Genomic DNA, 17881 nt, shown 5'->3' on the forward strand with positions numbered 1-17881 from the left:
GGATTAAACTGAAAGTTACCCTATGAACGAGTAGCGGGTTCGGGAGTGATATGTCCATCGGATTCAACCAGGGCGGGTTCGTACCAAACCTGCCGATAGATCAGTTCTAGCTCGGTTCCCACATCTGAAAAATAATCCATCTGTCGTGCTTGCAGCGTTACCAGCAGCCGAAACACTAGCAGCGCTAGGATAGCGACAATCATCCCAGCAGCCGTGGTAATCAACGCTTCCCCAATGCCAGCAGCGGCTCGGCTAGCTTGCTCGGTGGTGCCACCGCCACCAATATTGAGGTTACCAAAGGTTGCAATCAATCCGGTGACAGTTCCCAGCAACCCCAACAGCGGAGACACCGCCACCGTCGTTTCCAGCAGTTTGTCGCCTTTGCGCATCTGCACAAATTCCCGATCGCCAGCCGCTTCCATTGCGAGGCGAAAGGTTTCGGGGGTGGGCTGCTTTAACTTCAGCGGGGCCAGCAGAAATCGCCCAATTGGCAAATGTTGAGCCTGTTCTGCGATCGTCCTAGCGTCATCCAGGTTGTAGCGTGCGGCTTCTAATACATCATGGACAATCCGATCTTCTTGGCTCAGCAATTGAAACCAAAACCAAGCTCGTTCCAAGGCACAAGCGACGGTAGCAACCGAGAATCCCACGATTGGGATCATCACCGGGCCACCTTTGACAACCAAATCCAGCAGGTTTGACATATCAGCTAGAAAGAAATAGAGCGAGATGAAACTAGGGCAATTCAGACAGGTAATACCAATTCTCTATCAGCTTGCACAGTCTACCGACCCGTCCCAACCTCCCCTGGTTGGTGGGAGGAGCTGTGGGCGATGATATGAAGAGTTGGTATAACCTCAGTTTCTAATAGAACCGTTGCTTTTGCCAGAATAACCAGTTGTCTCTAGGAACTGGTTAAGATGTGACGATCGACAGATCAACAGCAGGTTAAGGTTTCGGCGCAAGGGCGAAGTCTAAACTATGAGGATTCAAACGCACGAAGAGAATCTGTGCAGTATTTTGTGTCAGGGGCAAAGTTCTTTGGGATAAGAAAGGGAGCCATGCCTACCAGGTCGCCCCCATGTCTGGTTTTTATCTGTTACACTCCACAGACCTGTTGCAGGGTAGTTGTGAATTCGGGATAGGAAATGGCGGCCGCTTCGGCTCGGTGGATTGTTGTCGTTCCGGTTGCCACCAAAGCGGCAATCGCCAAGCTCATGGCCACCCGATGATCGGTATAGCTGTCAACCTCTGTGCCTGTTAAAGCCGTCCCTCCTGTGATGTCTAGCCCGTCTGGGTGTTCGGTGATGTTGGCTCCCATACGATTTAGTTGTGCTGCCATCACCGCCAGTCGATCGCTCTCTTTCACCCGCAACTCGGCCGCATCGCGGATCACAGTTGTACCCTTGGCCATTGCTGCCGCCACTGCCAGAATGGGGATTTCATCAATCAAGCGTGGAATCAGGTCTCCCGCAATGGTACAAGCTTTCAGTGCACTCGATCGCACACGCAAATCTGCTACAGGTTCGCCCGCCACTTCCCGGCAGTTCTCTTGCGTAATATCTGCTTCCATCGCCAGCAGCGCCTCTAAAATTCCGATCCGAGTCGGATTCACACCCACATTTTCAATCACGAGTTCTGAGCCGGGCACGATCGCCCCTGCAACTAGCCAAAATGCGGCTGAACTGATGTCACCGGGCACAATCACAGTCTGTCCTTGTAACTGTGCTGGGCCAACGACGGTAGCGCTATGAGTTTCTGGATCAACTAGCACCTCCGCCCCAAAGGCTTTCAACATCCGTTCACTGTGATCGCGTGATAGAGCAGGTTCAGTGACCGTTGTGTTGCCCTCGGCTGTTAAGCCCGCTAGAAGAAGACACGACTTCACTTGAGCCGAGGCGATCGGCGACTGATAATGAATAGGCTGCAAAATTCGTCCTTGCACAGCCAGTGGCGCAAACCCCCCGTGGCGATGCCAAATTTGTGCACCCATTTGCTGAAGCGGCTGAATGACTCGCTTCATCGGGCGCGATCGCAGTGAGTCGTCTCCGGTGACGGTAAAGAAACAAGCGGGCTGCGAAGACAATAAGCCCAGCATTAACCGCATCGTAGTGCCAGAGTTGCCTGCATCCAGCACGGCGATCGGCTCTTGCAAGCGTCCTAGCCCAACGCCTTGTACTGTAACGAGGTCCGAATTTAGTTCTGAAATGGTAGCCCCCATTGCCCGAAAACAAGCCGCTGTACTGCGCGGATCTTCGCCCAACAGCAGCCCCTGAATGCGTGTTTCGCCTTGGGCGATTGCTCCTAACATGAGCGCGCGATGAGAAATAGATTTATCTCCTGGAACCTGTAAGCGCCCATGCAAACCTCCTGGGGTGGGTGCAGAAATTGTCAGGGAATCATGGGTTTCAGTGCGATTCAGGATGATGGTTGCGGTTGGCATCGAGGTAGACTGGCATAGTGCAATAGTTTAATAGTGCAGCATCATAGGGCTATGTGAATACCACTCAATCCAACATCTCACTCAATTCAATATCACAGGGTGCTAGTCATTCTAGTCGTCTGCTTTTTCCAGTTCCGCTTGTATAACTAAATTCGCGTCTTAACAAATTTGTCAGCAAAGTTTTACCGACTGATTTTCATTCACCTAATTCAATTTCAATCATTCGATCGATTCTCACTATTCGCCATCACATACTTCGTAGTGTTAATGCACCATGCTGACCCAACATCGTAAGCCCATTTGTCTTTCCTTCATGTCCTACGACTTACCGCTTTGGTCAGTGGTGGAAACCGACGCCACCCTCTATCAAAAAGATCTTGAGAAGTTTCACGTACTGCTTACCGAACCCCTGATTCAAGATGTCTCGCAAGACTCCTCGATCGCTTCAGAGCACGACCTCTTAACCAGACCTTTACCAAGCGCCACCCCTAGACTGCTGTGGCTAGAAATTTCTCCCTATCGCGTCATTATGACTATGCAAGGTAATGGTAAATTTAGCTACCGGCATTTTTGGGAGCAAGGAGTCTATGGCATCAGCCGATACTGGCTACAAACCGAAACTCTGACGGGCAGTTATCAGATGCGGTTGCGTAATTTTACTCGGCACTTAGCCTTGGAAAGCAATCCGTTGCCGCACCAACCGTTACCACACCAACTGCGCGTTGAATATGAACTGTGGACAGAGCAATTACAAATTGGGCACTACGTGCTGAATTTAGAGATTCTGCACTAGATTTTGCACCAGACGACCTGGAGTGCATCGGTTGCTCTCTACTCTCAATCTCTCTCTCCTGTTTTCCCCATAGTAGGAATTACGGGTAAAGGTTTCTTTCCCCAAAGTTTATTTTCAAGAAAATGTGCGATTCACTTCACAAGGCTTGACAATTAGAGATAGGCTAGAAACCTAGTTACCCATCGAATTTACAATTCGACATAATCACGCGGCTATGTCAGAGTCTACAACTCCCTCTTCTGAATCTTCCGCCGATCGAACTGCAAAAACGCGGCAACTACTGGGCATGAAAGGGGCGCAACCTGGAGAAACCAATCTCTGGAAGATTCGCTTGCAGTTGATGAAACCCATTACCTGGATCCCTTTAATCTGGGGGGTCGTCTGTGGAGCGGCGTCATCTGGCCAGTACACGTGGTCGCTCGAGCATGTGTTGATTGCGGCAGCGTGTATGCTGCTTTCAGGGCCCTTGTTGGCAGGCTATACCCAAACCATCAACGACTTTTACGATCGTGATATTGATGCCATCAATGAACCCTATCGCCCCATTCCATCCGGAGCAATTTCCATTCCGCAGGTGGTGACGCAGATTACGGTGCTGCTAGCAGGCGGCATTGCCCTAGCTTATGTCCTAGACTTATGGGCTGGTCATTCTTTCCCCACGATTACCGTGCTGGCGATCGGTGGGTCGTTTCTGTCCTATATCTATTCGGCTCCACCGCTGAAGTTGAAGAAAAACGGCTGGCTGGGCAATTATGCCTTAGGAGCAAGTTATATTGCGCTGCCGTGGTGGGCAGGTCATGCACTGTTCGGCGACCTTAATTGGAAAATTGTGGTGTTGACCTTGTTCTATAGTCTGGCGGGGCTGGGAATTGCCGTTGTCAATGACTTTAAAAGTGTGGAGGGCGATCGGCAACTGGGTCTAAAATCTCTGCCGGTGATGTTTGGTGTGAGCACGGCTGCTTGGATTTGTGTTCTCATGATTGATGTGTTTCAACTTGGAGTAGCTGGCTATTTGATGGCTATTCAGCAGAATCTCTATGCCGTGCTGCTGATTTTGTTAGTGATTCCTCAAATTACGTTTCAAGATATGTATTTTCTGCGTGACCCGCTTCAGAACGATGTCAAGTATCAAGCCAGCGCTCAGCCGTTTTTGGTATTGGGAATGTTAGTCACGGCGTTGGCGCTCGGACATGCCTTGGTGTAGCCTGAATCACCACCTTGTCACCAGACGCTTGTCATCAAACTCTGATCCCCGGTGCTTGTGCTTTGCTCAAAAAAGGTCTACTTTTAGATGAAGTTAAATTAAAGCTCCATTCAATGCTGGATTTATAGTGTCCAATTTTGCCTACCACATCCAATCAGCTAGGGAACAAGAGCGGGAATTAGCCGAATTTATTGCCTCTTCGACGGGTTGGAGAAGCTTTTGGGTGAGGTTGGGCAAATGGATGCGTGGGAATTTGACCTGTGGTGGTTTGTGAGGACTTAAGGTGACAGATTTTCTAACTAGGCTCAAGTCTTTGTCGAATCGAAACAGAAAGCAGCAGTCCAGCCAGTCTGCCTCGATGATGGGATCGCGATCGGAACCCATTTCTTCGCTTGGTTCTGGTTCTCCAAATGGCAACCAATCCCCTCTTTCCGATCCGGTTTCTCCCCCATCTTTTGTGAATCAGGCAAAACATTTTATGACGAAACTTCAACCAAGCCGGACTGCGGATTCGACCTCGAATGCCCACCTCTCAGATTTAACACCACAGGACACGACTGGTTCCGGACGATCGGAGCGCCCCCCCCGTCCTCTTTATCAACACTGGTGGGCTTGGGGACTTGCAGGCGTTGGGTTTGGACTGGGCGGCGTTGTCCTTGCGGCTCAGACCACCATCAGTTCGATTCGTAATGACTTGCCAGATACCGCTGATACACTAAACTATGTCCGCACTGGGTCGCTCACTATCAAAGCAGCAGATGGAACGATTTTGCAGCAAACGGGCCCAGCTACCCGTAATAAAATTACCCTCAGCGAGATGCCAGAACGCTTGCCTCAAGCCTTTCTTGCTTCTGAAGATCAGGATTTTTATGAGCATGATGGTGTTGATTATCAGGCGATCGCTCGTGCGCTTTATGTCAACCTCACCGCTGGTGAAGTTGTAGAAGGTGGCAGTACTATTACCCAGCAGCTAGCGCGAATTGTTTTTCTTGATCAAGAACGCAGTTTGGGGCGCAAGGTGAGAGAAGCATTGCTGGCCCAAAAAATGGAAGATGAACTCACCAAAGACCAAATCTTAGAGCAATACCTGAATTTGGTCTATCTGGGGTCAAGCGCCTATGGAGTCGCAGATGCTGCCTGGATTTATTTCAGCAAGCAGGTGGATGAACTAACGCTGGGGGAAATGGCAATGATTGCAGGGATGGCTCCGGCTCCCAGTGCTTACTCTCCTCTGGTGAATCCAGATTTGGCTACACAACGCCGAAATATTGTTTTGCGGCGCATGGTTGATGCGGGCTACATCACAGCGGCTGAAAGCGATGCGGCAATGTCCGAAGAGATTGTTGTAAACCCCGGCCCCGTTAAGAATCTCTACAGTCAAGTGCCCTATTTCACCTCCTACATTCAACAACAGTTACCTCAATATGTGTCACCAGAACAGCTTGAACTAGGGGGACTGACGGTTGAAACAACGCTGAACTTGGAATGGCAAAAGGAAGCGCAGGAGACCGTAGACTATGCTATTCGCAACTATGGCCCCTATGAAGGCTTTGAGCAAGCAGCGCTGGTGGCTATCGATCCGCGCACAGGAGAAATTAAGGCGTTGGTTGGTGGAGACGATTTTGCCGCTAGCCAGTTTAACCGCGCCACGCAAGCCCAACGGCAACCTGGTTCCACATTTAAAGCGTTTGTTTATGCAGCGGCGATCGCGGCTGGGTTTTCACCCTACACTAGCTACATGGATGCCAAGCTGGTGGTGGACGGCTATGAGCCACAAAACTATGGCAAACGCTTTCGTGGCATGGTAACAATTCGCGATGCGATTGCTTCATCGATTAACGTAGTGGCTGTCAAAACCTTGATTGATGTGGGCTGGAATCCCATTATTGAGATGGCGCAGCGCATGGGCATTAAGTCGGAGCTTCTGCCTACCTACTCGCTAGCCTTAGGAACATCTGAAGTCAACTTGCTGGAACTGACGAGCGCCTACGGCACACTTGCCAATCGAGGTAGACATGTTGAAGCTCATGGCATCACTCGAATTTTTGATCGCTTTGGCAATCTCATCTATGAAGCCAATTTCAGCCCAACCCAAGCAATTGACGAAGACAGCGCTTCAATTATGACGTGGATGCTTGAGTCTGTTGTCACTAGCGGCACAGGAGCAGAAGCGAACTTGCCCGATCGACCAGTGGCTGGGAAGACAGGCACGTCTGAAAAACGGCGCGATTTGTGGTTTGTTGGCTATATTCCCCAATTGGTGACCGGAGTATGGCTTGGTAATGACGACAGTAGCCCCACTACAGGAGTCAGTGGCACAGCCGCCCTAACGTGGCGTGATTTCATGTCTACCTTGCTCAATGACATTCCAGTGGAGCAGTTTCCCGAGACGCCATCGTTGGGTGAATGGGAAGGATCAATCAAGGCAGAACCTGTGAAGCCTAAACAGATCTTTGAAGCCGACACCCCTGACAATAGTGGGGCGGAAACGAGCAGCAGTGATAGCGAAGGTTACTATGAATCCTACGATTCCTACAATTCTGGCTATTACAATGACTCCAGTGGCTATTCCAACAGCAGCAGCTACTCTGAGCCGGAACCCGTTGTAACCGAGAGCACCAGTGGAAGTGTTAGTGAACCTGCTCCGGCTATTGTGGAAGAAGTGGCTCCGATTCAAGAAGCCCCACCCGTTGCTCCTAGCACTGATACTCCTGTAGAAACAGCCCCGCCACCCGCCGCGATCGAAGCGCCCCCACCCCCTGTCCAAGACTTACCACCCCTCATTCCTAGTGAATCTGAGGGCACCCCGAGAGCAACAGCACCCGTCACGATTCCTTAATGTCTTTAACAAATGAATGGGGAGAACAGGGGAAGATAGTCCACCCTTCTCCCTGCTTCAGTCCATCACGCTAGATCATGATCAGAAACAGAATCAGAAACAGATCATGATCCTTGAGATTCTTGAGGATCGGGTAGCAAACACTTGTCGCTATCACATCCGGCAGGCCCAGCTTCGACCATTTCGCCTAAGTCATAACCACTCAAGGCTTGATGGAAATTCTGAGTTTTCCGCCGTGCTGCAACTTCTTGGATCAATTGATCGTACTGTTGTTTTGAAATGGGTTCAAACGGTAAACGCGGAAAGGTTTGCAAATCGTCAAAGCGAGCCAACAGGGCCACAGAAATATAGCCTTCGTCGTCGCGAATGGCTCGATAAATGCGATCGCCCAGTTCATCAATTTCATGTTCTCGCAATTCGATCGTGGCGGAGGTATTGTGAGTCGTGTAGTGCTTCTGTACCTGCATGTAAAAATCCATCTGAGCGAGAGCAGAGAACTTAGAAATCTCGATTTCATCGGCTCCTGGCAAATTAGCCCAGGACACCTCTACAGGAATTTCCACCAGCCACTCGGTACAACGCGGATCAAAAGCATCATCCAATAAACGCCCAGTCTCATCTTTGTCAGACTGAGACGGCACAATTTTGTATCCATAGTCTAGACAGGCTAGTGCCACCGGATCGTTCTTGCGGAAGGTGATACGACGAATGAAGCGTTGCGCTTTGGGTGGATGCCAACCGGGACTGGCTCCGGTCAGCAAAGATTTTGTGCCAGCGGGTTGAACGGTGGTGCAACGATTGGGACGTTTAAGATTGTGCCGATCGCAATAGTCCCACACGACGCGGTGTACGGTTTCTTTCCAGCGACTCAGGTATTGTTGCTCTCGTGTTTTAAATTCTAAGCCTTTCACCGTATCTGGACGCCCCTGTTCCCACCAGCGCAACCACTCAACACCAAAGGCATGAACAAAGAAATCGAATAAACCCGTGAACGATACCCCGACGATCGGGTCAAGGTCTCGCGAATATTGATAGCGTGGTTCTTGAAAGCGATGGTTAAGCAACGCAGCTACAGACAGCGCACCTGCTGTAAACGCATCTTCTTGGTCTTGTAAGTTATGGGGATCTAGCTGATTGAGGTGAACCTCCGCCAAGTTGCAATGAAAGTTTTTTCCCAAAATTTCACCACATGGATTCAACCCATAGCGTCCTAAGCGATGCTCAATTTCATCATCACTCATAGTTGGATAGTGTTCCTGAAGCCATTTCCTTGCTTGTCCCTGCTCATAAACACTGACGAATTCAGCTTTTAACTCAGCAGTCGATAGCAAATCAACGCTGGAACGAGCGATCGCTTCACCAGCCCATTGAATCGCACCTTCACCAGAATAGAACTGCTTGCGAACCGCCGCCATACATTCCTCCTGGGTCGGCTTGTGGTGAAATACGCGGGTGTGGTTAGCCATGCGCAGCGAATCTCGTTCTGGATCAATGCGCCAGTTACCCTCCGCATCCTGTTGCCAGAGGTTTTCTTTTGCAGCAGCAAAGTCTGCATCCTCGCTGTCACCCTGACGCATTCCTGCACTACGCCGAATGTTGCCGGCCACGATCGTCACAGCGGCTTCATCGATCAACAAACAGCACTCGACTGAGGTTAATTGCCGACCGATCGCCTTGTTGAGAATGGCCGCACAGCGTTGATAAAGCGCAGGCAGTCGAATCGGATTAGCCACACCACCAAAGCCTTTCAGTGTTTCTCCAGCGGGGCGCACATGGCTTAAATCTACTGTGACTTCAACTGCTTCGGGAAAGCGCTCATCAGTCGAGAGTTCCAGCAGCGTTTGATAGGACGTGACCCAGCCCCGACGGCTATCACCCACCTGCATTGTCGCTGTATTGCCGGTGATGTCAATCGTCGTTTCCTCTTGGCGCTGTGCCACGATTGCCGTACCAATTTCACCCTTCAGCACAACGTTAAGCCGATTGCGAATTGCCGGAAGCTGGCTAATATATTTTGGTTCCAACACTGCTCCTGTACCACAGCCCATCATTGCCAGATCCATCATTAGACCAAAGGCTCGCCAGTCAACAACATTGGTGCTAGTGCAGTTGTAAGCGCCAGAAAAATTGTCGGGGTTTTCGATCCAGCTTGTACCGCCCACCCAGAGCCAGCGTCCAGACGGCAAACTTTTAAGCGATCGCTGCATCCGGTCTAAGTGTTCAACTTCGACAGGTGTGAGTTGACCAAGTTTGGCCAGTCCGTGCAGGGTTCGATCGCAGACCTGTTCCCAAGTTTCTCGGAGATGATTGGCATTCCCCGATCGACGACTATAGGTTCTAAAGAAAACCGGGTTAGCCGCAGGGGCCGATTCAGGAAAAGGGTGATTAGCAGAAGGACGATCGGAACGAATTCGTTCGAGGTCTTGAACCATGATTAAACTCTCGTCAGCTAGAAATCAATGAATTCGAGAACGCTATATACAGCGTTTTAAGCTTACTTAGACGGAAGATATAGAGTTAGAGACCAACAAACATACTCGAAGCGCCTCGAAACCGCATCCGTAGCTGCCCCGTAGATTCAGCAAGAATGATACTCAGCAACGCCTGGGCCCAAGCTCAGAATGATGATTGCTGCGATTGTAACTGGGCCCGCAACCGTTCTAGTTCTTGTTTGTCCCGATCGGCGCGTTGACGTTCTTGTTCCACCTGATACTGAGCATCTTCCTCGGAAAGATGTCTGGGGCGAGAGGTTCCATTAAGGACAACAAAGGGGAATTGCCTGCGATCGGCAAGCTCACCGTCCTGCCATGCAAGCAACTTACGGGGGTAACTCTTACCACCAGCGTAATTGCAGGTAATTTCTTGGTGGTTGACTCAGTTCTTCCTCAGTTAGCCACTCCACTGGCTTGTATGTGCCAAATACATGATCCCACCAATCGACGGCTAGTCCAAAGTTGTGATTCCACATTCCGTACTTATGGTGAACATAGTGAACAGGCATTTTCATCCAGAAGCACTTGGTAGGGTTTTCGTGCTGAAGTTGGTGAGCATAGGCTGAAAAACCTGCGAAGAAGAGTGCCCCTAAGGCCCAGCCGATTCCGACTTGCCAGGAAAACAAAAACGGCAAGGCCATTAAAATGACGCTACCTTTGACGTAATCTAGAAATTCCCAAACGACCCCTTGTCCCTCGTTACGGCGATGATGATCTCGATGGCGTTCACCAATCTTCGGCGACACATGCATCAAGCGATGCATCCAGTATTCAACCAAACTGGCCAACACAAACGCAATGACAAAACAAACGATCGCCAAACTCCACATAGATTCAATCTTCTCCTTGTCTATCACTCCTATCACGCCAACACGTTGATTCTAAACTGTAAACCGTTAGAGTCGCTGCGGCCGGCTTCATCTTGATTACTAGCTTGAGACACGTACCTATTGATCTTGATGAATCATTCGACGTTAAAGTTTCTTAAAAAGAGATTTTACTACTACTTAATAATTGCCAGTCATTCCCTTCGTCTCTCAGCGTAAGAAAACCTTGATAGAAAAGGTTTGCGGTGCATAGCTCTACATCTAGCGTTTAGGAAAAAAATCTCCGCAAATAATTTCTACATCTGTATTGTCACGCTTTGATCGATTGTTATTATGATTGAGATGCGTTTGATCCGAGCCATTCGGATTAAACAGGGTGCCAGTCTCTGTAGCCAGCCGTGGTGAAAAGGTGAATATCGAATGAGTGATACTGCGGCATTTCTAGCGGGTTGTGCTGTTACGGGCGTTGCAGTGCTCTTTGTCATGCGAAATGATTCTATCAGCCAGACAAGAGTGCCGCCGCCTCTACAGTCTGTTTCGCCAACACCTGAAATATTAGCGCCACCAGTTCCACCGCCTCCATCTTCTCATTGGTCGCAGGAGGAGGGGCGAAGTTTTCGCATGGAATCAGAACTAGATCAACAGCGCAATCTTTCGAGAGATCTGTCCGATCAACTGCGGCGGCAGCAAGATCGAACCGAGGATTTGAAGGGACAGCTAGAACAGCAGCAACGCCAAACTGAGGACTTGAAGAGTCAACTGGAGAAACAGGAGCGTAATACCGAAATCCTGATCAACCAAATTCATGAACAGCAGCGGTTGTTGGAGCGGTTGTCTGACCAGCCGATACGAACAGCAATGCCGATCGACGCATTAACAGAACCGCGATCGAATACGACCGACATTCAAACCATCATTACGGGGGTTGTTGGCATTGTGGTGCTAGTGGTTGTAGCGGGGGGAGGATTAATCCTGTTTGCCATCATCGTAGTGGTGTTGCTTTCGTCGCGTCGTCGTCCCACCCGCACCATTCACATTGTCCATCCAGGCCCTAATCCTTATCCCACATTTGCATCCCAACCCCTCCTACCAGCCCGGGCCCGCACTCGTCCGGCTCGGCATATTGATGTCGAGTATTATGCTGACGGAAACTATGACTAATTCCTAACCTCACTCAGACAAGTTCAATCAGTCCACTTTTTTATCTGAATCCAGAACTCACGTGAGAGCATTTACTGAAAGCGAACGGAATTAGGCATATCCAGAACCGGACGAGCTAGTTTTACATGCAGTACATGGGGCAGACTAGAAATTTGGCTAAGTACCTCTTCTAGTTGCGCTCGAGAGGTAATGGTCATCCCGATTGTAGCTTTGGCGGTTTCATCGAAAATGTTTACGCTACGCAGGTCGGGTGTGATGGCGTTTTCTACCAGCTTGTTCAAAATCGGTCGAAAGATATCGGGTTTGTCGGCCAACGTGAGTTGAATTTGAATCCGACAGCCATTGGTATTCCAGATGAGGGGTCGCAGTTTCTCTGGGCTTAAATCGCGCAGGTTAGCACAGGTCGCTCGATGAATTCGCATCGATCGCTTAGGCGACGCTACCACCCCCACGATCGGATCTCCAGGTAACGGCGTACAACACAAAGCAACGCGCCAGCTTTGTTCGCCTGATCCAGGCATATCAGAATTTTCAAGCTGAACATACCGCTGTTCACTGAAAGAATCGCTAACATGGTTGCAGCTATGCAGCAATTCCTGCAACTGCTGAATGCTTATTTCTTCCGAACCGATCGTACTCATAAGATCATCCACCGACAGCCGATTCAGCAATCGTGCTACTTGTTCTAGTTTGGGTCGATACCCTCGAATATTTCTACCCAGCACTTGCTTGATCAATCGCCAGCCCCGTTGAGTATTAACCTGCTTCAGTCCGCGTTGAATGCCCTGTTTAGCGGTGCGTGTAACGACAAAGGTTAACCAAGCAGGATTCGGAGTTGCATTGGTGTCCTTGAGAATTTCGACAACATCGCCAGTTTTTAAGCGCCGATCGAGGGAAACCTCTCGCCCGTTCACCAGAGCACTGATGCAGCGATTGCCCAGCTTCGTATGAATTTTGTAGGCAAAGTCGATAGGGGTGGCACCTTGGGGCAAGTTAATGACTCGATTTTGGGGCGTGATTGCATAGATCATTTCTCCTACTGGATCATGTAGTCGTGTCTCAGAAATGAGATTGACCAAGGCTCCAGCCGTCAAAATGGGAATATTAAATCCGGCAAAGGTGGCTTGATTGGCTTCCATCAGTTGATGGAAAAACTGGGGGCGGCGGGCCACGATCGCTTCTACATTAAGCTGCCAACCGCAACTCAACAACATCACATCATACAAATCCGCCACGCCGCCAAAATAGTTGGATGCCGTATTGGACTGCTCTAGTAGGCGTTCATAGTCAAGGCTAAGATGCGTACTGGCTAATTCAAGAATGCGGTGAACCACATGTTGGGCTTGCTGGGCACCAAAATGGATCATCACCTGCATGTGAGCCAAGCACACAATAAAGGGCGGCACATAGACCACCAGTTGGTCTGCCTCAATTAAGGTATCTAACTGCTCCATCGCCTGTCTGCGGCGATCAAAGTCTTCATAATCGCCATTCCAACCGGGTTCCAGCGTTAAATCTAGAAGGACATCTAGATTCATTAAAACCCTGGAAACCATACGCATTGTTTAAACCGAAACAAGGGAGAGCTTAGGAGAGAGGCGCTTGATACTTATTTGATAAGTGTTCTTTCATTGCCTGCCGACCATCAAACGTTTGTGCAGAAACCGCTGTTCTAGGAGGAGGGGCAGGAACGACCATTAGCTCACCAGTGCCAATTTTTTCTAATAGTCCAGCGATCCAGGGTTTACCACCATACAGGCAATTGTAACTATAAGCGATCTCCTCCAGCATTTGCCGAGTTGCAGGAGACATTCGCATTGAAACAGTTTCATTGTTCAACACTGGACGTTTACCACGACCGAGTACCAGTTGCTCTGTTTTGGGATTGGGGTTTGCCACAACTCTAAAACCTATATGAAGGATATCGTGTACAAGGGACTGGTGCGAGGAACGAAACAAAGCGCGAATCGCCACATACGGCAGCCTAGAAGACCTACAGCAGACGATGTTAAAAGATTTCCATCCCCGTTTTATCTGTGAAACAATCTCGCAACCATCGTTCTGACTGTGAGGCAGTGCAGATGACCCATTTAAAACTGCTATCCACTGCTATCCATAGCAATCGCATATCTTAAACGATCGTGCTTTAGATAACACAACTCTAGACAACACTCTAGCAAAGTTGATTGCTAAAGCTATTTGACATTGCAGAAACATCATAGGTCTTTACGGATTCTTCATTCAAGGGTAATTTCCACAGCCTTACAGAGGTTATCCATTGAGTTTTGCTAAAGTTCTATGCTTAATCCAAAACCTATGGTACGTTTAGCATAAGTCGATTCATTCGATCGACTTTCTCAACCCAGCCTCACAACTAGGAGGAACGGTCATGGCAGACTTTAATCTGCTTAAGGGTTTAACGTCACTGTTGTCTAGTAAAGGATCAAGCGCTTTTCAAACGGTAGGTGTTCCTTCCCTACCCGGTTTTTCAAGGTCAGAAGCCATTGTCGTCAAGGCGATCGAACCCTTTAGAGCAGGGCGCGTTCGTTTTCAAGGCTCTTGGTGGTCGGCTCGATGTCAAGGAAATGTGACGCTGCCACCGGGTGAACGAGTTAGCGTGATTGGGCGACAGAACATCACATTGCTGGTTGAACCAGTAGCTAGTTTGCCAGTCGTTGAACCCTTAATCCTCTCTGGTCAGTCGTCTCATTAACATCGAAGAGGATTTAGAAAGAATCGATGAACAGGCGAACAGAGAAGTACCTCGTTGTGGAAACCGGGTGTGAGGCGAAAGCTAGGTAATGGTACTTATTTATAGCAAGGGCGGTCGATGAACCGCCCCTGAACCTAATTAGTCTTGATTATTAGTCTTGATTAGTCTTGCGTATGAATTCTATAGCTTGACTTGTTTCAAATGGCTGCGTGGATCAGAACTTCGACTAGCGCGGATCTTCTCGTAATACTCTCGCTCTGTAGATGTGAGAGTCTTAGGCGGCACAATCACAATCCGCACTAACTGATCGCCCCGATCGCCTTTAGGGTTACGCCAACCTTTACCACGCAAGCGCATCACTTGTCCCGATCGAATGCCCGCTGGAATATTCATCGTCACGGAACCATCCGGCGTGGGCACTTCCACAGAGGCTCCTAACACCGCTTCATCCGGAGTAATGGGTAGCTCACCCACCAAATTTTCGCCCTCAAATTGGAAGAAGTTGTGCGGTTGAATTTCTACTACTAAATAAAGATCGCCTCGCTGCCGGCTATAGGGGTTCATTTGCCCTTTACCCTTAATGCGGATACGAGAACCGGGCTTTGCGCCAGCCGGAATCCGAACAGTAATAATTTCACCGTTAACGTTGATGCGTTTTTGTACACCGTGAAACGCTTCAGAGAACGATAAAACAATTTTTGATTCTAAATCCTGTCCAACCGCAGCCTCCGTATTGCCGAAGCCGGAATAATCATTGAACCCACCGTTGAATCCTGAGCCACCTGTGCTAGTGCGATAGCTATAGGTTCGAGCACCGCCCGGCGCACCGCCGAAGCGACCCAACAGTTCATTAATAAATTCGTCAAAGCTACCATACTGACTAAAGTCAAAGCCGCTGAAATCAGTTGCTCCTGCACCAGAAGACCAACCGCCTGCTCCTGTGCCTACGCGATTCCAATATTGTCCAAACTGATCATACTTCCGGCGCTTATCAGGATCGGATAGAACTTCATAGGCTTCATTGACTTCTTTAAATTTTGCCTCTGCAACTTTATCACCTGGATTCACATCAGGATGGTATTTGCGTGCCAATTTCCGGTACGCTTGCTTGATATCATCCGCTGTGGCGCCTTTGTTAATTCCCAGGGTTGCGTAGTAGTCTTTGAAGTCAGTTGCTGCCATCCACCCAATACCTCTAGAACGTTTGTATAGCTTCTCTCTTCTAAGCTACCAAGAGTTTAGGTCAAGCGGGTTCGGTTGGGTCATTGAGAATAGAGGAATTTCCGTACCTCTGCTTGTACGATTTAGAGGTTGGCTTTTTTGAAGACTCATTTGCATCGGTGCCAAGATGGGGGGTGATGTCCTGCTCGATCGAGCTTGGTCCACGCAGGACGAGTAGCGAATTAAGCAACTGAGTCCTTCCTCCAAGTTGGGAGGGGCACCCTCAAGTTGACGCTGCATTCGTTGAATTACTTCATCGGGAACTTGGCGATCGCGCTGTCGATTGCGTTCAAGACATACAGACAACGGTGTATCTATCCACAGCCCAGTGATGTGCGTAAACGCAAGCGATCGGGCGAGAGCAATGACGGCGCGGCGTGATTGACGGCGGGTGTTGGTTGCGTCATACAGGACGGCTTGACACTGCCCTTGCTCAATTTGCTGCACGATCTCACGAAGCTGTTGCCCCACTTGTCGCCAAATTAATGACCAAGGTCCTTGAATGGCTTCATCGCCAAAAAGTTGACCGCGAATGCGATCGGTGGAAACAAGGCGTAAAGTAGAACAAGTGCCTTGCATCGATGCGGCGAGTGTAGACTTACCGCTGCCAGGTAGCCCAATCAACAAATACAATCGCTTTCTCATGCATTTCCCACCAATCCTTCATACTTACCACCATTTCGTTAATCTCTTCATCCTGCTGCCCGACGAAACTCTAGACGGTAGCGATACAGCGCCACAGGACGAGGTTCACCAAACAAACTTTTAGGATCGATCGCCTCAAAGTAATGGGGATCTTGGGGCGATAGGTAGATGGCTGTCACCTGATCGGCAACAATTTCGGGGGTTTCGGGCGATTCTACAGTCGCGTGATGCGTATACGCTGTCGTATTTTCGACTTCGTTGAAGTAGATTTCGGGTGCCCCTAAAAATTCCTGCTGAAACACCTCTGTCGTAATAAATCGATCGGGATCTGGGGTTTCAGTAGCCCGAGCGATGACAGTAGACACCAGTTGTCGATCGGAACGAAACAACGTGATTTGCCGATTGGGATTAGTCGGATCAACTTTCACCGCCAAAATGGCCTGATCGCCCAAGTATGCTTTGGTTAAACTTTCGCCATTAAAGGCGCGATCGGACACCACTTGCGGAGATTTGTTTCGGAAAATTGGCGATAGCAGCGACTGTACCCGAGGAACCGCTAATTTAACAAAGCGAATCGGACAAGTGATGGGTTGATTGAGAAATTGGCGATTGCCTTCAAACCCCGGCGTCACAATGTCAGGGGCGAGGGGAGCTACCATATCCACCAACGTTGTTGTGACGGTCCAATTCCCATCAAACCAGTCTGGATAGAACAAGTCTTCATCTTTGGCCGGTTGAGATAGGGGCTTTTCGTGCCAATCGGGGAACTGTGACAGCCGATCGCTCAACATGCCTGCCTGGGCCGTGCCACTGCAAAATAGCCACAGCAGCAGCAACGATAAAATCCAAACGAGTCGCCATGGTCTCTTCATAGGGGTAAGAGCGATTGGAGTTGGAGAGCAAAATATTAAAGAGGTTATACTCGTTCCTGGAATTGTAGGAGGATAGATCGCAAGGGTGATTTGCAGACCGCCATTACAGCCGTAATACTAGGTCAAACTCTAGAGATGAGCGTTCTAGCAGATGACACACCCCCTACTCTCTATCCTGGCGCTAAAGCACTTCAACGGGATGAGGGTGCCATGTTTCTCCATATTGTTCTCGTAAAGCCTGCCACGTTTCAACCTGTCCCGGTGCATATTCGCCGGGTTTGCCCCACTGAAGAAATAAACTCAGCGATACCTCTCTACGATCGTCCAGAAACCGAATGGCATAGGTTGTAAAGTTGCCCCGCTTGGACTCCCCTTCTTCAAACGCCACCTGCGTAATTTTGTCCATGTTCAGGTGAAATTCAAAGCCCTCCTGGTGCATATTAGCGTACTTGCCTTTACCCGGAAGTTCCGCATAAAACAGTTTTTCGATCGAGCCTCGTGCTTCTAAAACGGCTGCATGGCTGGTCACAATCAATCGTAATAAACCCAATGTTTGGCAAGCTTCTAAAAAGTCTTTCAGCGTTGCTGTCATAACTAAACTAAAATCAATCAACAGTACCGTCAGTGATCATCTTATCGCCAAGGGTTGAGTTACACGGTTGCCTTTCTCT

The 17881-nt window shown here is 49.4% G+C and carries 16 protein-coding genes; 5 read left to right on the plus strand and 11 right to left on the minus strand.

The window, feature by feature from the left end; all coding sequences use genetic code 11:
• Window positions 1–20: 20 nt before the first annotated feature.
• Complete coding sequence (locus OXH18_RS06720) at window positions 21–704, minus strand: MotA/TolQ/ExbB proton channel family protein (protein ID WP_268611691.1); 684 nt, start codon at window positions 702–704, stop codon at window positions 21–23.
• A gap of 395 nt (window positions 705–1099) precedes the next feature.
• Window positions 1100–2443: a 3-phosphoshikimate 1-carboxyvinyltransferase gene (aroA, locus tag OXH18_RS06725; RefSeq protein WP_268611692.1), complete on the minus strand. Its 1344-nt coding sequence runs from the start codon at window positions 2441–2443 to the stop codon at window positions 1100–1102.
• 274 nt (window positions 2444–2717) lie between these two features.
• On the opposite strand from aroA, the gene OXH18_RS06730 reads away from it, so the two are divergent.
• The 3 genes from OXH18_RS06730 (at window position 2718) to OXH18_RS06740 (ending at window position 7279) form a co-directional block, all read left to right on the plus strand.
• Entirely contained in the window at window positions 2718–3236 is a 519-nt protein-coding gene (locus OXH18_RS06730) for a hypothetical protein (protein WP_268611693.1), read from the plus strand.
• A gap of 214 nt (window positions 3237–3450) precedes the next feature.
• Complete coding sequence (gene chlG, locus OXH18_RS06735) at window positions 3451–4440, plus strand: chlorophyll synthase ChlG (RefSeq protein WP_268611694.1); 990 nt, start codon at window positions 3451–3453, stop codon at window positions 4438–4440.
• Between the two features lie 358 nt (window positions 4441–4798).
• Window positions 4799–7279 carry a transglycosylase domain-containing protein gene (locus OXH18_RS06740; RefSeq protein ID WP_390904386.1) on the plus strand — a complete coding sequence of 827 codons (2481 nt, stop codon included), beginning with the start codon at window positions 4799–4801 and terminating at the stop codon, window positions 7277–7279.
• A gap of 104 nt (window positions 7280–7383) precedes the next feature.
• On the opposite strand, the gene nrdJ is transcribed toward OXH18_RS06740, so the two are convergent.
• The 3 genes from nrdJ to OXH18_RS06755 form a co-directional block, all read right to left on the minus strand.
• On the minus strand, window positions 7384–9711 hold the full coding sequence (nrdJ, locus tag OXH18_RS06745; protein ID WP_268611697.1) for a ribonucleoside-triphosphate reductase, adenosylcobalamin-dependent: 2328 nt from the start codon (window positions 9709–9711) through the stop codon (window positions 7384–7386).
• 184 nt (window positions 9712–9895) lie between these two features.
• A complete protein-coding gene (locus tag OXH18_RS06750; protein ID WP_268611698.1) occupies window positions 9896–10096 on the minus strand; it encodes a hypothetical protein in 201 nt (66 codons plus the stop codon).
• Window positions 10097–10112: 16 nt separating this feature from the next.
• Window positions 10113–10601, minus strand: coding sequence for a sterol desaturase family protein (locus tag OXH18_RS06755; RefSeq protein ID WP_315874683.1), 489 nt, complete (start codon window positions 10599–10601; stop codon window positions 10113–10115).
• A gap of 417 nt (window positions 10602–11018) precedes the next feature.
• Between OXH18_RS06755 and OXH18_RS06760 the strand changes: the two genes are divergently transcribed.
• A complete protein-coding gene (locus tag OXH18_RS06760) occupies window positions 11019–11759 on the plus strand; it encodes a hypothetical protein (protein WP_268611701.1) in 741 nt (246 codons plus the stop codon).
• Between the two features lie 71 nt (window positions 11760–11830).
• Here OXH18_RS06760 and OXH18_RS06765 read toward each other — a convergent pair whose 3' ends face one another.
• Together OXH18_RS06765 and OXH18_RS06770 are read right to left on the minus strand one after the other, a co-directional pair.
• Window positions 11831–13315 (minus strand): TGS domain-containing protein, encoded by a 1485-nt coding sequence (locus tag OXH18_RS06765; RefSeq protein ID WP_268611702.1) that lies wholly within the window; start codon window positions 13313–13315, stop codon window positions 11831–11833.
• 31 nt (window positions 13316–13346) lie between these two features.
• Window positions 13347–13658: a hypothetical protein gene (locus tag OXH18_RS06770; RefSeq protein WP_268611703.1), complete on the minus strand. Its 312-nt coding sequence runs from the start codon at window positions 13656–13658 to the stop codon at window positions 13347–13349.
• A gap of 490 nt (window positions 13659–14148) precedes the next feature.
• Between OXH18_RS06770 and OXH18_RS06775 the strand changes: the two genes are divergently transcribed.
• On the plus strand, window positions 14149–14472 hold the full coding sequence (locus tag OXH18_RS06775) for an NfeD family protein (RefSeq protein WP_268611705.1): 324 nt from the start codon (window positions 14149–14151) through the stop codon (window positions 14470–14472).
• Window positions 14473–14652: 180 nt separating this feature from the next.
• Here OXH18_RS06775 and OXH18_RS06780 read toward each other — a convergent pair whose 3' ends face one another.
• The 4 genes from OXH18_RS06780 to OXH18_RS06795 all read right to left on the minus strand — a co-directional run bounded on the left by OXH18_RS06780 (window position 14653) and on the right by OXH18_RS06795 (window position 17802).
• Window positions 14653–15654: a DnaJ C-terminal domain-containing protein gene (locus OXH18_RS06780; protein WP_268611707.1), complete on the minus strand. Its 1002-nt coding sequence runs from the start codon at window positions 15652–15654 to the stop codon at window positions 14653–14655.
• A gap of 45 nt (window positions 15655–15699) precedes the next feature.
• Entirely contained in the window at window positions 15700–16338 is a 639-nt protein-coding gene (locus tag OXH18_RS06785; RefSeq protein ID WP_268611708.1) for an AAA family ATPase, read from the minus strand.
• A gap of 47 nt (window positions 16339–16385) precedes the next feature.
• Window positions 16386–17210, minus strand: coding sequence for a DUF6816 family protein (locus OXH18_RS06790; protein WP_268611710.1), 825 nt, complete (start codon window positions 17208–17210; stop codon window positions 16386–16388).
• 181 nt (window positions 17211–17391) lie between these two features.
• Window positions 17392–17802, minus strand: a complete 411-nt coding sequence (locus OXH18_RS06795; protein WP_268611711.1) for a ChuX/HutX family heme-like substrate-binding protein — start codon at window positions 17800–17802, stop codon at window positions 17392–17394.
• Window positions 17803–17881 lie beyond the last annotated feature (79 nt).

This window comes from Thermocoleostomius sinensis A174, from assembly GCF_026802175.1.
GTDB lineage: Bacteria > Cyanobacteriota > Cyanobacteriia > Elainellales > Elainellaceae > Thermocoleostomius > Thermocoleostomius sinensis.